This is a genomic window from Pseudomonas sp. 1121_17, from assembly GCF_052850745.1.
Genome location: NZ_VXCX01000008.1, coordinates 86,899 through 101,365, shown reverse-complemented (window position 1 = coordinate 101,365; position 14,467 = coordinate 86,899). Strand labels below are relative to the sequence as shown.

Genomic DNA, 14,467 nt, shown 5'->3' with positions numbered 1-14,467 from the left:
GATGGGCTGCGCAGGCAGCCCAGCCCCTCCCCTATAACCCCCTCACGCCCGGAACTGGCCAAGGCTGGCGCGCAGCTGCGCCGCCAGATCATCCAGCACCTTGCCGCTGGCGGTCGTCTGCATCACCACCTCGGCCGAGCGCTCGGCCTGGGCATGAATCGTCTCGACCCTGCCGCGCACCGCTTGCGCACCGTGCGCCTGCTGCTCGGCAGCGCGGGTCGCCAGGCCAATCGCTGCATGCACCTGCTCGACTGCCGCTTGCACCGACTGCTGGCGGCGCTCGCTATCACGCAGCACCAGCAAGCCTTCGCTGGCCTGGCGCCCAGCCTGGCTGATGGTTGCCACCGCCTGCTTGGCGCCTTGCTGCAGGGCAACGATATGCGCCTGAATGTCCCCGGTCGAACTCTGGGTCTTGCTTGCCAGCGCCCGCACCTCGTCGGCCACCACCGCAAAGCCACGACCGGTCTCACCGGCGCGGGCGGCTTCGATTGCCGCGTTGAGGGCGAGCAGGTTGGTTTGCTCGGCAATGCCGTGGATCACCGTCAGCACCACTTCGATCTGCTCGCTCTGCTTGGCCAGCCGCTCGATCACCTGCGAGCCGGCATCGACCTGGCCCGCGAGGTTTTCGATCAAGCCAGCAAGCTGGGTCGAGGTGCGGCTGTTTTCGTCAGTGGCCTGGCGGATGTCGACCACCTGCTGCAAGGCAGCCTGCATCGCATGGCTCTCAGCCTGGGCTTGGTCGGCCATGCCGGACAGGTCGCGCAAGCTGGCCGCCACTGCGTCACGCTGCAAGGCTGCGGCAGCGTCGGCACCGGCGCTGCGCTGGGTCATGACACCGATTTCGACGCCGGTGCGCTGGGCGACTTCACCCGCCTCGCGGACGATCGGCTGCAGCTTGTCGACAAAGCGGTTGACCGCTGCCGCCATGTCGCCGATTTCATCACGGCTGTCGAGACTGACCCGTTTGGTCAGGTCACCGTCGCCTGCGGCCAGGTCATTGAGTGCCGCGATCAGCAGGCGCAGCTTGTTGACCACGCGCCGGCCGAGTACCACTGCCACTACCAGCAGTACGCCAAGCCCCACCAGCACCAGGCCCAGGCCAATCCGCCAGCGCAGCTCGGCGGCCGCATCGCGGACGGTTTCGGCGGTGTTGGCCTGCATCGCAGTGGCGCTGTTCTGCGCAGCTTCCAGACGCGCACGCAGGGCCTTGCCGCTGTCTGCGGCGGCCGCCCCGAGGCTGTCGCCGACCAACTGCTCGCTGCTGCCGATCAATGCCGCGAAGCGTTCATCGAGGGCCTTCAATTCCTGTTCGACGGATGCGGTGGAAACGCCCATCAGCACCTTGCCGATCTCGGCACCGTTGGGGCTGATCGGTGCTTCGACGAAGTACACCGAAGGGTCCTTGCGCGCAGCGTTGAGCACTTTGTCCAGCGCCCGCTCACCTTCGCCCTTGTCCATCAGCGCCTGGTTGATCGGGTTTTGCCGGTTGAGGTAGCGCGTCAGGTGCTGGCCCTGAGCATCGTCATAGATCACGAACAATACATTGGGATTGCGCTGGGCACGGCGGGCAAAGTCGGAGAGCACCGGCACGTCGTTGTCCCAGATCGCTCGCGGGGCAACCGAGGCGAGCAACTCGGCCATGTCGTTGGCCGAGTCCCTGAGGTTCTTCTCCAGGGTGGCGCGCAATTGCTGCTGTTCGCTTTGCAGGCGCGTCGACAAACCGCTGCTCAAACGCTGCCGAGTGCTGCTGGAGAGGCTTTCAAGGCCGGCGCGGACGTCCTGCCCGGCTAATTCCAGTTCACCCGCAAGCTTGCGACTGTCGCTGCCCAGACGCTCGCCAAGATCAGCCTCAAGGGCCGTCACTGTGCTCCGGGTCAGCGCAACGGCCACCAGCACCTGCACCAAAAGGGCGATACCCAAGGCAACAAACACAGGCCGCAACAGGCGGCTTCGTAACAATGAAAGAATGGCAGACACGGTGAACCCTCGTGTTTCTGGCGCCACTATTTTGATGGCATCGACAAGGGCATTCTTACAGCAAGGGTTGTGCCGTCGCAGCAGGCATAAACGCCAAGTTTATTCACCGGCGATACAACGTGTGCAAAAAAACGCCGCGCTCCCTTGCGGGAACGCGGCGCTGGATCAGCCTGGCAGGCTAATCAGGCAAACGGATGACGCAGCACGATGGTCTCGTTGCGATCCGGGCCGGTCGAAATGATATCGATCGGCGCGCCGGTCAGCTCCTCGATGCGCTTGATGTAAGCGCGAGCCGCTTCTGGCAGCTCTTCGAGGGTCTTGGCGCCCAGGGTCGACTCGCTCCAACCTGGCATTTCTTCGTACACCGGCTCTAGGCCGATGTAGCTGTCGGCGTCGGAAGGCGCTTCGAGCACTGCGCCATTCTCGTTCTTGTAACCCACACAGATGTTGATGGTTTCAAGACCGTCGAGCACGTCCAGCTTGGTCAGGCAGATGCCCGAAATGCTGTTGACGTCGATGGCGCGACGCAGGATGACCGCATCGAACCAGCCGCAACGACGGGCACGGCCGGTAGTCGAGCCGAACTCGTGGCCACGCTTGGCCAGGGTTGCGCCAGTGTCATCGAACAGTTCGGTCGGGAACGGACCGGAACCGACACGGGTGGTGTACGCCTTGGTGATGCCGAGGATGTAATCCAGGTACATCGGGCCAACGCCGGAACCGGTGGAGATGCCGCCGGCGGTGGTGTTGGAACTGGTCACGTACGGGTAGGTACCGTGGTCGATGTCCAGCAACGAGCCCTGGGCGCCTTCGAACATGATGTCCTTGCCGGCGCGGCGCAGGTTGTGCAGCTCGGCGGTGACGTCGAGCATCATCGGCTTGAGCTGCTCGGCGTAGGCCATGCACTCGTCCAAGGTCTGCTGGAAATCGATGGCCGGCTCTTTGTAGTAATTGACCAGCTGGAAGTTGTGGTAGTCCAGCAGCTCACCGAGCTTGGCCGCGAAGCGCTCACGGTGGAACAGGTCACCGATGCGCAGGCCACGACGAGCGACCTTGTCTTCGTAGGCCGGGCCGATACCACGACCAGTGGTACCGATCTTGGCTTCGCCACGGGCCTTCTCGCGAGCCTGGTCCAGTGCTACGTGGTAGGACAGGATCAGCGGCGCAGCCGGGCTGATGCGCAGGCGCTCACGGACCGGTACACCCTTTTCTTCGAGCTTGGTGATTTCCCGCATCAAGGCGTCCGGTGCAACCACTACACCGTTGCCGATCAGGCACTGCACGCCTTCGCGCAGGATGCCCGATGGGATCAGGTGCAGCACGGTTTTTTCACCGTTGATCACCAGCGTGTGGCCGGCGTTGTGACCGCCCTGGTAGCGCACTACGGCGGCAGCATGTTCGGTCAGCAGATCAACGATCTTGCCTTTGCCCTCATCACCCCATTGGGTGCCCAGGACGACGACATTCTTACCCATAACACTTGTCCTCATTCACGCAAACTTGGTTGCCGGCCCTGATGCGGGCCGCGCGAGCTGTCTCAATGGGTCAGAGGCAGGATCTGCCAACGCCCTTCTTGCTGAATCAATTGCCGATCACAATCCGCCTCGAGGGCAGCACTCAGCGGCTGGCCAGGCAATGCCTGGACCACTCGCTGGCCCTCGTTGCGCAACTGGCAGACCATCTGCCAGAGGGCCGCGTCGCCGCTGTCGGGCATCCAGATGCCGCCAGAAGGCAATACGACCTCCGCTCGCCCCAGTGTGACCAGGGTCTTCAAATCCGTGGAGAAACCAGTGGCCGGACGCGCCCGGCCAAAGTCGGCACCGATGTCATCGTAGCGACCGCCCTGAGCGATCGACTGACCGACCCCAGGGACGAACACCGCGAACACCACACCGGTGTGATAGTTGTAGCCGCGCAGCTCGCCGAGGTCGAAGTACAGCGGCAGCTCGGGGAAGCGCGCTGCCAGCCGATCAGCGATCGCCAGCAGGTCATCCAGTGCAGCCAGGACGCTGGCCGGGGCACGGCCAAGACGCACACGCGCCTGAGCCAGCACTTCACGGCCACCGCACAGCTCAACCAGGGCACGCAGCATGCCGCCCAGGTCCTGCGGCAGGTCAGCGGTCAGTGCGTACACTTCATCGCGGGCCTTGCGCTGCAGCGCATCGAACAGCTGCTGCTCGACGTCGCCGGACAACCCGGCAGCACGCGCCAGACCACGGTAGATACCGACGTGGCCGAGATCCATGTGCACGTCCGGCACATCGGCCAGGCGCAGCATGGCCAGCATCAGGCTGATGACTTCGACATCGCTGGTCGGGCTGGCATCGCCATACAGCTCGGCGCCGAGCTGGATCGGGCTGCGCGAAGTAGACAGCTGGCGCGGCTGCGCATGCAGCACGCTACCGGCGTAGCACAGGCGGCTCGGACCTTCACGGCGCAGAGTGTGGGCGTCGATGCGCGCTACCTGCGGGGTGAAGTCGGCACGGAAGCCCATCAGTCGACCGGACTGCGGGTCGACCACCTTGAAGGTATGCAGGTCGAGGTCCTGGCTGGCACCGGTGAGCAGCGATTCCAGGTACTCGATATGCGGAGTAACGACCAGTTCGTAACCCCAACTCTGGAACAGGTCCAACACCTGCCGCCGCGCGACTTCAATGCGCGCAGCTTCAGGTGGCAGTACTTCCTCGATGCCATCTGGCAGCAGCCAGCGGTCTACCGTTGCCATTACGCCTTTTCCCCTTTGGTCCGAGCGGCCAACCCATAGGCGAGCCGTGAATACAGGCATTGGCACACAACAACAGGCAGCACTAATCCCAGCGCTACCGCCGTACCAACACCCTCGAATTACTAGCGTCGGGCTGACCCAATGCGAGCCAATCAACCTTGCAGACGCAAAAAAGCCGGGAAATTTCCCGGCTGACTCATCATACACCCCTTTTCCTTCGGGATGCACCCCGCCGGCAGTTTTACCTGCCAGGCGGGGCCTTGTCGCTTACGGCCGGCTCTTGTCCAGGTACCGGAAGAACTCGTTCTTCGGATCCAGGACCAGCACGTCGCTCTTGCTCGAGAAGCTCGCACGGTACGCTTGCAGGCTACGGTGGAACGAATAGAAATCCGCATCCTGGTTGTAGGCCTTAGCGTAGATGGCGGCCGCCTGGGCGTCACCATCACCGCGGGTTTCCTCGGATTCACGATAGGCTTCGGCCAGCAGTACTCGACGCTGACGGTCGGCATCCGCACGGATACCCTCGGCCAGCTCGTTACCTTTGGCGCGATGCTCACGGGCCTCACGCTCACGCTCGGTGCTCATACGATCGAACACGCTGCGGTTGACTTCCTTCGGCAGGTCGATGGCCTTGACGCGAACGTCGACCACTTCGATACCCAGCTCCTTGTTGGCCATGCGGTTCAGCGATGCAGTGATGTCAGCCATCAGTGCATCACGCTCACCGGATACCACCTCGTGCAGGGTGCGTTTACCAAACTGGTCACGCAGGCCGCTTTCCAGACGTCGCGACAGACGCTCGTCGGCGATCTGCTTCATGCCCGAGGTTGCGGTGTAGAAACGGTCGGAGTCTTTCACCCGCCATTTGGCATAGGCGTCGACCATTACCGCTTTCTTTTCCAGGGTCAGGAAGCGTTGCGTCGGTGCGTCCAGGGTCATCAGCCGCGCGTCGAACTTGCGCACCTGGTTGACGTACGGGATCTTCACATGCAGGCCGGGCTGAACATCAGCCTGAACCACACGACCGAATTGCAGCATTACCGCACGTTCGGTCTGGGACACGATGTAGAAGCTGTTCCAGGCCACGACAGCCAGCACGACTGCGGCGATCAGGGCGATCAGCGATTTATTGCTCATCAGCGGCTCTCCCTAGTACGCAGTGCCTGTTGTTGCTGTTGCAGGTCCTGCGCTGCGCGCACAGCTGCGTCGTTGACCGACGGCGACGCGCTGCTGCCAGCAGACGCCGACGTGTTGCGACCGCCTTCGACCATCTTGTCCAGCGGCAGGTAGAGCAGGTTGTTCTGCCCGTCCTTGGTTGCCACCATGACCTTGCTCGAATTGCTGTAGACCTCTTGCATGGTCTCCAGGTACAGACGCTGACGGGTTACGTCCGGCGCCTTGCGGTACTCGGTGACCAGCTTGGTGAAGCGATCGGCTTCACCCTTGGCGCGGGCAATCACTTCATCGCGGTAGCCGTTGGCGTCTTCGATGATGCGCTGTGCCTGACCACGGGCCTCTGGCACCACGCCGTTGGCGTAGGACTCGGCCTGGTTGCGCGCACGCTGCTCGTCTTCACGGGCACGGATCACGTCGTCGAAGGCTTCCTGCACTTCACGCGGGGCTGCCGCGCTCTGTACGTTGACCTGAGTCACGGTGATACCGGTACGGTAAGTGTCGAGGAAACGCTGCAGACGCTCGCGGATATCCACGGCCATCTGCTCACGACCTTCGGTCAGCACCTGGTCCATCGAGGTCGAGCCGACCACGTGACGCAGGGCACTGTCGGTCGCATGCTGCAAGCTCACTTCCGGCTGGTCGACGTTGAGCACGAAGTCCTGCAGGTTGGTGATCTTGTACTGCACGGTCAGCGGCACTTCAACGATGTTCTCGTCTTCAGTGAGCATCTGCCCCTGTTTGGTGTACGCACGCTCACGCGTCACGTTCTCCATGTACTTGCGATCGATCGGCGGGAAATAGATATTCAGGCCTGGACCCACGGTCTCGTAGTACTTGCCGAAGCGCAGCACAACCGCCTGCTCCTGCTCGTCGACAACGTACACGGCACTGTACAGCCAGATCGCAGCCAACACCGCCAGGCCTATGCCCAGCAGGCCGTAGCCGCCACCCTTGCCGATATTGCGGTCACCACCGCCGCGTTTCTTGCCGCCACCGAACATGCCGTTCAGGCTGTCCTGCAGCTTGCGGAAGGCCTCGTCGAGATCAGGTGGGCCTTTTTTGTCGCCACCGCCACCACTGCCGCCGCCGCCACGGCGACCGCCCCAGGGATCCTGGTCTTTCGAGTTGCCACCCGGCTCATTCCAAGCCATAGCGCTCTCCATCTGATAAAGCAAAGACGCGCCCACGGCGCGCCGTCCAATGCTACAGAATGCCTGTCACGGCTGCCCGGCGACCTCGACGGGCATTTATTGCAAAGTGTGTTGCGCGATAAACGTCTGCGGCTCGATGCCGGCACGGCTGACCAGGCGATTAAGCTCGATCATCGGCAGGCGCACGCTGAGCAGGCTGCTGCCCTCTTCATCATGTTCCTCGCTCTGCACCGCGCCCAGTTCGAACAGCTGCGCGCGCAAGCGAGCGAAACGCTGATCAAGGCGCAGGGTGGCGACAAACAGATCATCCCCCAGCAACTCGGCAATCGCCTGGCCAACCAGCTCCAGGCCACGTCCATCACGTGCCGACACCCAGACCCGTTCCGGCTTGCCATCGGCATCGCGCTGGATCTGTGGCTCGACATCTTCAAGCAGGTCGAGTTTGTTATAGACCTCGAGGATCGGCAAGCCTTCTGCGCCGATCTCGCCCAATACCGCCAGCACCTGCTCGATCTGCTCCATGCGCTCTGGCTCATGGGCGTCGATCACGTGCAGTAGCAGGTCGGAGTTGCTCGACTCTTCGAGCGTAGCCCGAAATGCCTCGACCAGCTTGTGCGGCAGATGGCGAATGAAGCCCACGGTATCGGCCAGCACGATCGGCCCCAGGTCGTCGAGTTGCAGACGGCGCAGGGTCGGGTCGAGGGTGGCGAACAGCTGGTCGGCCGCGTACACGTCGGATTGGGTCAGGGCGTTGAACAGCGTCGACTTGCCGGCGTTGGTATAACCCACCAGCGACACCGACGGGATGTCCGCACGTCTGCGCCCGCGCCGCGCTTGCTCACGCTGGCTGCGGACCTTTTCCAGGCGCGCCTTGATCTGCCGCAGGCGGACCCGCAACAGGCGCCGGTCGGTTTCAAGCTGGGTCTCCCCCGGACCGCGCAGGCCGATACCACCTTTTTGCCGCTCAAGGTGAGTCCAGCCGCGCACCAGCCGCGTGCTCATGTGCTCAAGCTGGGCCAGTTCGACCTGCAGCTTGCCTTCATGGGTACGCGCCCGTTGGGCGAAGATATCGAGGATCAGCCCGGTACGGTCAAGCACGCGACACTCGAACACACGTTCGAGGTTACGCTCCTGACTGGGCGTGAGGGTGTGATTGAAAATCACCAGATCGACATGCTCGGCACTGACCAGATCGCGTAACTCCTCGACCTTGCCACTGCCAATCAGGAATTTGGCACTGGGCTGATGCCGTGTCACCGTAGACAGCAAGACGATTTCAGCACCGGCCGACAGGGCCAGCTCCTGGAACTCCTGCGGGTCTTCGCGCGCCTCAGGGTTCTGACCTTCCAAGTGAACGAGCAACGCTCGTTCACCACCACCGTGGCGCTCAAAGAACAATGCAGGCTCCTAATCAGGCGTTGCCTGGCTCGCTGTCACCGTTCTCGGAATCGGACGGGCTTGGCAGACGAACCGGACGTGCAGGTACGACAGTCGAAATGGCGTGTTTGTAGACCATTTGGCTGACGGTGTTTTTCAGTAGAACTACAAACTGGTCGAAAGATTCGATCGAGCCCTGCAGCTTGATCCCGTTGACCAGATAGATCGAAACCGGGACCTTTTCTTTTCTCAAGGTGTTCAAGTAAGGGTCTTGTAGCGAATGCCCTTTTGACATATGCCGCACTCCTGTAAGGATAAATAATAAAAAACGAGAAAATTCTATGATTACGCCGCCCACTCGCAAGAGTAGACGGCAATTAGCAGGGACTCAGCTCAATATGGAGATGGCCCCAAGGTATTTCAAGGTGCGGGACAGATTGTCGCAGGCCAGGCTGTCCAGCCAGTGCACGTCGGACCAACCGCGCAACCAGGTGAACTGCCGCTTGGCCAGCTGGCGAGTCGCAATGATACCGCGTTCTCGCATCTCATTCTCATCTAGCTTGCCGTCTAGGAAATCCCAGACCTGCCGATAGCCCACTGCCCGTATAGACGGCAGCCCGGCGTGCAAGTCACTTCTGGCTCGCAGCTCTCGGACCTCATCGATGAAGCCCTGTTCCAGCATCTGTGAAAATCGTAACGCAATTCGCTCATGCAGAATGTGACGATCTGCAGGAGCAATCGCCAGACTGGCCACAGTATAGGGCAAATGGCCGGCCGCGCCTGCGTCTGCGCCGCTACTTTCGGCTGATTGGCGCTGGCGGTGGGCAGTCATGTTCTCACCACTCACCCGGTACACCTCCAGCGCACGAATCAAGCGCTGCGGGTCGTTGGGGTGGATGCGCGCCGCCGACACCGGATCGACCTCGGCCAGCTGGCGGTGCAATTCGCCCAGGCCCAGTGCGCTGGCCTGGGCTTCCAGCTCGGCGCGCACGGCCGGGTCAGCCGCCGGCATGTCGGCCAGGCCTTCAAGCAAAGCCTTGTAGTAGAGCATGGTGCCGCCGACCAGCAGCGGGACCTTGCCGCGTGCGGTGATCTCGGCCATGGCCGCCAGGGCATCGCTGCGAAACTGCGCCGCGGAGTAGCTCTCGGCGGGGTCGATGATATCGATCAAGCGGTGCGGGTACGCCGCCAGGATGTCTTTCGACGGTTTGGCGGTGCCGATGTCCATGCCGCGATAGACCAGCGCCGAATCGACGCTGACCAGCTCGCAGGGCAGCACTTTGCTCAACTCGATGGCGAGATCGGTCTTGCCCGCCGCAGTCGGGCCCATGAGAAAGATCGCTGGAGGTTTGCTGCTCATGTCACCGACCGCGCAGGAAGAGTTTGTCCAGATCGTCCAGGCCCATCTGGGTCCAGGTCGGTCGGCCGTGGTTGCACTGGCCGCTGCGCTCGGTGTTTTCCATGTCGCGAAGCAAGGCGTTCATCTCGGGGATGGCCAGGCGCCGGTTGGCGCGCACGGCGCCGTGGCAGGCCATGGTCCCGAGCAGCTCGTTGAGGTGCGCCTGGATGCGGTCGCTGGTTCCGTATTCCATCAGGTCAGCAAGCACGTCCTGCACCAGCCGATTGGCTTCGGCCTGTTTCAGCAACGCCGGGATCTGGCGAATCGCGACCGTCTCCGGGCCTAGCCGCTGCAGCTCGAAGCCGAGGCGCTGGAACCACTGTGCATGCTCTTCGGCGCAATCGGCTTCACGCTGGCTCATCGCCAGAGTTTCCGGCACCAGCAGCGGCTGGCCACTGAGGCCTTCGCTGGCCATGGCCACCTTGAGGCGCTCGTACATGATCCGCTCGTGGGCGGCATGCATGTCGACCAGCACCAGGCCTTGGGCGTTTTCGGCAAGGATGTAGATGCCCTTGAGCTGCGCCATGGCGTAGCCCAGCGGCGGTATATCGCCCTGGCCGTCGGGCAGCGCGACCGGCGCGGCGCTGCTCAGCGGCGCATAGAATTCGCGGTAAGCGGCCTGCGCTTCGGCCACCGGCAGTGGCTGCGAGGGGCGCGGCGTGTACTGGTACTGGTAACCCGCACCAGCGCCGGAGCCGGCTGGTGCAGGCTGCTGCTGTTCGAGCACAGGTGTGGCCAGGCGCATCTCGCCCTGAGGGCCGAACTCGCCAGCCAGCTGGCCACCAGCACGCACCAGCTCGGCGGCTGCGGCAGGCGCGGCCACCTGACCTTCCGGGCGCACATCGGCCAGCGCGCGATGCAGGGTGCCGTAGAGAAAATCGTGAACCGTACGCCCTTCACGGAAGCGTACTTCGTGCTTGGTCGGGTGGACGTTGACGTCGACGCCGTTAGGCTCCAGCTCAAGGAACAACACGAAGGTCGGATGGCGGCCGTTGAACAGCACGTCGCGATACGCCTGGCGTACTGCATGGGCCACCAGCTTGTCGCGCACCGCCCGGCCGTTGACGAAGAAGTACTGCAGGTCAGCCTGGCTGCGCGAGAAGGTCGGCAAGCCGACCCAGCCCCACAGGCGCAGGCCGTTGCGCTCAACGTCGATCGGCAGCGCCTGCTCAAGAAAGCCCGGGCCACAGATGGCGCCGACTCGGCGCGCCCGCGACACATCATCAGCGGCCTCGTGCAGGCTGAGGATGCTCTTGCCGTTGTGACGCAGGTGGAAGCCGACATCGAAGCGTGCCAGTGCCAGGCGACGGATGACTTCCTGCAGGTGATCGAATTCGGTTTTCTCGGCCTTGAGGAACTTACGCCGGGCCGGGGTATTGAAGAACAGGTCGCGCACTTCTACCGAGGTGCCGACCGGGTGCGCCGCAGGCTGTACCCGCGGGGTCATGTCGCGGCCTTCGGTCTCGACCTGCCAGGCTTCGCTGGCATCGGCGGTGCGCGAGGTCAGGGTCAGCCGTGCAACCGAACTGATCGACGCCAGTGCTTCACCGCGAAAGCCCAGGCTGAGTACGCCTTCAAGGTCTTCCAGCTCGCGAATCTTGCTGGTGGCGTGCCGGGCCAGGGCCAGCGGCAGGTCATCCGGGGAGATGCCGCTGCCGTCGTCACGCACACGCAGCAGCTTGGTGCCACCCAGCTCGACCTCGACATCGATGCGCCGGGCACCGGAGTCGAGGCTGTTTTCCAGCAGCTCCTTGGCTACCGACGCAGGTCGCTCGACTACTTCGCCGGCGGCAATCTGGTTAGCCAGCCGCGGGCTGAGCAGCTCGATCCGCGAACCACCGGTCATTGCTGCGACGCCAGGGTGGTACCCGGAATATCCAGATGCTGGCCGACCTTCAGCTCATCGGTTTTCAGGCTATTGCTGCTGCGCAGGGCAGCCACGCTGACCTGGTAACGCACGGCGATCATCGCCAGGGTTTCACCCGGACGCACGGTATGGTCACGCGGGCCTTGGGCAATCTTGCCGGCGTCACGCAGCCAGGCGATGTAAGTGCCAGGCGGCGGGCTCTGTTGGAAGTACTGGCGCAAGCCGGTGTGGATCGAGCGCGCCAGCGCCTGCTGGTGGCTCTTGGTAGCCAGCTTGGCGGCTTCGTTGGCGTTGGAGATAAACCCGGTTTCGACCAGGATCGACGGAATATCCGGCGATTTCAGCACCATGAAGCCCGCTTGCTCGACCCGGCGCTTGTGCAGCGAGGTGATGCGGCCCATGTTGCCCAGCACTTTTTGCCCGACATCCAGACTGGAGCTGAGCGTAGCGGTCATCGACAGGTCGAGCAGAACCCCGGCGAGCATGCGGTCCTTGTCGTCGAGGCTGACGTTGCCGGCACCGCCGATCAGGTCGGAGCGGTTTTCCGTGTCGGCCAGCCAGCGCGCGGTTTCCGAGGTAGCGCCGCGGTCAGACAAGGCGAACACCGAAGCACCAAAGGCGGCCTTCGACGGCGCGGCGTCGGCATGGATCGAAACGAACAGGTCTGCACCCTTCTTGCGGGCGATCTCGGTGCGTTTGCGCAGCGGGATGAAGTAGTCGCCGGTACGGGTCAGCTCGGCGCGGTAGCCTTTCTCGCTGTTGATCTGGCGCTGCAACTCTTGAGCGATCTGCAACACGATGGTTTTTTCGTGCTGACCGCGCGAGCCGGAAGCGCCCGGGTCTTCGCCGCCGTGACCGGCGTCGATGGCAACCACGATATCGCGCTTGCCGCTTGGTGCTGGCGGCAGCTTGATCGCCGGCTGGGTCGGCGTTACCGGGATGGCCGGCGTGGTGGCCGGCGGCTGCACCGGCGTCGGCGGGGGCGTCGGCGTAGTAGCCGCGATGGCGTCGGCTTCCTGATCGTACAGGTCGACCACCAAGCGGTTACCGTACTGGGCGTTGGGGGCCAGAATGAAGCTTTTCGGGGTGACGGCCTTTTTCAGGTCGATGACCACGCGCAGGTCGGTCGGCGTGCGTTGCGCCGAGCGGACACTGCTGATCGGGGTGTTGGAGGTGGCCACGTTGAGCGGCGCGCCGAGAGTGGCACCATTGATATCGATAACCAGCCGATCCGGTGCGCTAAGCGTAAACACGCTGTGCTGCACGGGCCCGGAGAGGTCGAAGACCAGTCGTGTGTTGTCCGGCGCGCGCCACAGACGCATGCTTTTTACTTGTGTGGCGGCCAGAGCGTTGACAGTCACTGCGCTGAGCAGCAGACCGACTACGGCGACCAGTGCGCGTATGCGCATACCTAACCCCATTTACTGTTGAATTTTGTTGGCCAGCGCGGTGCACCAGGCTTGGCCACGAGCGCCCTGCGGCAACAGGTTAAGCGAGCGTCCGCCCGCTTGCGGGCTTATGGTAATGGTCAGGTCGGGCTTTGGCAAAACGCCCGCACCTTTATCGGGCCATTCGAACAGGCACAGGGCGTCGCCTTCGAAGTAATCGCGAATGCCCAGGTACTCCAGCTCTTCCGGATCGACCAGCCGGTACAGGTCGAAGTGAAACGCCCGCACATCGCCGATTTCGTAGGGTTCGACCACGGTAAAGGTAGGGCTCTTGACCGGCCCGGTATGGCCCAGGCCACGGATCAGGCCACGCGACAGGGTGGTCTTGCCGGCGCCGAGGTCACCCTCGAGAAATATCACGCCATGACCGCCGGTCACTTCGGCCAGTCGCGCGCCGAAGGCCACAGTGGCTTCTTCGTCGGGCAGAAACAGGGTTACACCTGACACGCTGAATGCTCCTCCAATAATTCACGAATGACCGGCAGCAGATCACTGGCTGCCAGGCCCCTTCCCTTCACGCCCAGGCGCTCGCCAGCGCAGGCATGCAGCCACACGCCCAGGCATGCCGCCGACCAGCCATCCAGCCCCTGTGCCAGCAATGCGCCAAGCACACCAGTGAGCACATCGCCCAGCCCTGCACCGGCCATCGCCGGGTGGCCTCGCTGGCACAGGGCCAGCTGCCCGTCCGGATCAGCCACCAGAGTACCCGCGCCTTTAAGCACGCAGATGCTGGCGTACCTGCGCGCCAGCTTGCGCGCAGCGCCCGCACGGTCAGCCTGCACCGCCTCGGTGGAAATCCCCAACAAGCGCGCCGCCTCCCCTGGGTGCGGGGTGAGAATGCTCGCGCCGGGCACGGCCAACGGGCTGCTGGCGAGCATGTTCAACGCATCGGCATCCCATACTTGCGGCACATCGCTGTTGGCCACAGCCGACAGCAGGCTGCGCCCCCATGCGGCCTGGCCAAGCCCGGGGCCGACTACCAGCACGCAAGCGCGGGCCAGCACCTCGATCAGCTGATTGGCCGATGACACGCCCAGGCACATGGCCTCGGGCAGCCGGGTCAGCGCCGCTGAAACATGCTCAGGGCGCGTGGCGATGCTGACCAGGCCAGCACCACAGCGCAGCGCGGCCTCGCCACTGAGCAGCGCGGCGCCGCCGGTGCCGAGGTCGCCACCGACCACCAGCACATGGCCGAAGTCGGTCTTGTGCGCGTCTGCACGGCGTGCCGGCAGCCGGGCGAGGTTGCCTCGGCTGAGGGTTTTTACCGCGTTGTCGGGGTGTTTGGTCTGGGGCATGGGGTCAAAGGCTCCGATGTCTGGCAGAATTATACGCACCTGAGCCTGTAAT

Annotated in this window: 11 protein-coding genes and 2 pseudogenes; all 13 read right to left on the bottom strand. The window is 63.5% G+C overall.

The window, feature by feature from the left end; genetic code table 11:
* Positions 1-42 precede the first annotated feature (42 nt).
* A pseudogene (locus FW789_RS15895) lies at positions 43-558 on the bottom strand (methyl-accepting chemotaxis protein); the annotation flags it as partial.
* 390 nt (positions 559-948) lie between these two features.
* Positions 949-1,161: pseudogene (locus FW789_RS15890) on the bottom strand (methyl-accepting chemotaxis protein); the annotation flags it as partial.
* A gap of 998 nt (positions 1,162-2,159) precedes the next feature.
* Positions 2,160-3,452 carry an adenylosuccinate synthase gene (locus FW789_RS15885; RefSeq protein ID WP_103435853.1) on the bottom strand — a complete coding sequence of 431 codons (1,293 nt, stop codon included), beginning with the start codon at positions 3,450-3,452 and terminating at the stop codon, positions 2,160-2,162.
* A gap of 62 nt (positions 3,453-3,514) precedes the next feature.
* Entirely contained in the window at positions 3,515-4,702 is a 1,188-nt protein-coding gene (locus tag FW789_RS15880) for an ATP phosphoribosyltransferase regulatory subunit (RefSeq protein ID WP_101315915.1), read from the bottom strand.
* Positions 4,703-4,969: 267 nt separating this feature from the next.
* Positions 4,970-5,839: a protease modulator HflC gene (gene hflC, locus FW789_RS15875; protein WP_103435852.1), complete on the bottom strand. Its 870-nt coding sequence runs from the start codon at positions 5,837-5,839 to the stop codon at positions 4,970-4,972.
* Entirely contained in the window at positions 5,839-7,029 is a 1,191-nt protein-coding gene (gene hflK / locus FW789_RS15870; protein WP_186700650.1) for an FtsH protease activity modulator HflK, read from the bottom strand. Before hflK ends, hflC begins: the two co-directional genes overlap by 1 nt.
* 96 nt (positions 7,030-7,125) lie before the next feature.
* Positions 7,126-8,427 carry a ribosome rescue GTPase HflX gene (gene hflX / locus FW789_RS15865; RefSeq protein WP_101315909.1) on the bottom strand — a complete coding sequence of 434 codons (1,302 nt, stop codon included), beginning with the start codon at positions 8,425-8,427 and terminating at the stop codon, positions 7,126-7,128.
* A 13-nt stretch (positions 8,428-8,440) separates the two neighbouring features.
* The gene (gene hfq / locus FW789_RS15860; protein ID WP_060480687.1) at positions 8,441-8,701 is read right to left on the bottom strand and encodes an RNA chaperone Hfq; all 261 of its coding nucleotides are present in this window, start codon (positions 8,699-8,701) and stop codon (positions 8,441-8,443) included.
* Positions 8,702-8,794: 93 nt separating this feature from the next.
* Positions 8,795-9,766: a tRNA (adenosine(37)-N6)-dimethylallyltransferase MiaA gene (gene miaA, locus FW789_RS15855; RefSeq protein WP_446431730.1), complete on the bottom strand. Its 972-nt coding sequence runs from the start codon at positions 9,764-9,766 to the stop codon at positions 8,795-8,797.
* Between the two features lies 1 nt (position 9,767).
* A complete protein-coding gene (gene mutL, locus FW789_RS15850; protein ID WP_186700654.1) occupies positions 9,768-11,651 on the bottom strand; it encodes a DNA mismatch repair endonuclease MutL in 1,884 nt (627 codons plus the stop codon).
* Positions 11,648-13,093, bottom strand: a complete 1,446-nt coding sequence (locus FW789_RS15845) for an N-acetylmuramoyl-L-alanine amidase (RefSeq protein ID WP_181003766.1) — start codon at positions 13,091-13,093, stop codon at positions 11,648-11,650. The genes mutL and FW789_RS15845 overlap by 4 nt, the downstream gene beginning before the upstream one ends.
* Positions 13,094-13,567: a tRNA (adenosine(37)-N6)-threonylcarbamoyltransferase complex ATPase subunit type 1 TsaE gene (tsaE, locus tag FW789_RS15840; RefSeq protein ID WP_101315901.1), complete on the bottom strand. Its 474-nt coding sequence runs from the start codon at positions 13,565-13,567 to the stop codon at positions 13,094-13,096.
* On the bottom strand, positions 13,555-14,415 hold the full coding sequence (locus FW789_RS15835) for an NAD(P)H-hydrate dehydratase (RefSeq protein ID WP_225913052.1): 861 nt from the start codon (positions 14,413-14,415) through the stop codon (positions 13,555-13,557). Before FW789_RS15835 ends, tsaE begins: the two co-directional genes overlap by 13 nt.
* Positions 14,416-14,467 lie beyond the last annotated feature (52 nt).

Coding starts and splice junctions, on each gene's coding strand:
- FW789_RS15845 (WP_181003766.1), bottom strand. CDS start 13,093: ATGGGGTTAGGTATGCGCATACGCGCACTGGTCGCCGTAGTCGGTCTG.
- hfq (WP_060480687.1), bottom strand. CDS start 8,701: ATGTCAAAAGGGCATTCGCTACAAGACCCTTACTTGAACACCTTGAGA.
- mutL (WP_186700654.1), bottom strand. CDS start 11,651: ATGACCGGTGGTTCGCGGATCGAGCTGCTCAGCCCGCGGCTGGCTAAC.
- FW789_RS15835 (WP_225913052.1), bottom strand. CDS start 14,415: ATGCCCCAGACCAAACACCCCGACAACGCGGTAAAAACCCTCAGCCGA.
- miaA (WP_446431730.1), bottom strand. CDS start 9,766: ATGAGCAGCAAACCTCCAGCGATCTTTCTCATGGGCCCGACTGCGGCG.
- hflC (WP_103435852.1), bottom strand. CDS start 5,839: ATGAGCAATAAATCGCTGATCGCCCTGATCGCCGCAGTCGTGCTGGCT.
- hflK (WP_186700650.1), bottom strand. CDS start 7,029: ATGGCTTGGAATGAGCCGGGTGGCAACTCGAAAGACCAGGATCCCTGG.
- FW789_RS15885 (WP_103435853.1), bottom strand. CDS start 3,452: ATGGGTAAGAATGTCGTCGTCCTGGGCACCCAATGGGGTGATGAGGGC.
- FW789_RS15880 (WP_101315915.1), bottom strand. CDS start 4,702: ATGGCAACGGTAGACCGCTGGCTGCTGCCAGATGGCATCGAGGAAGTA.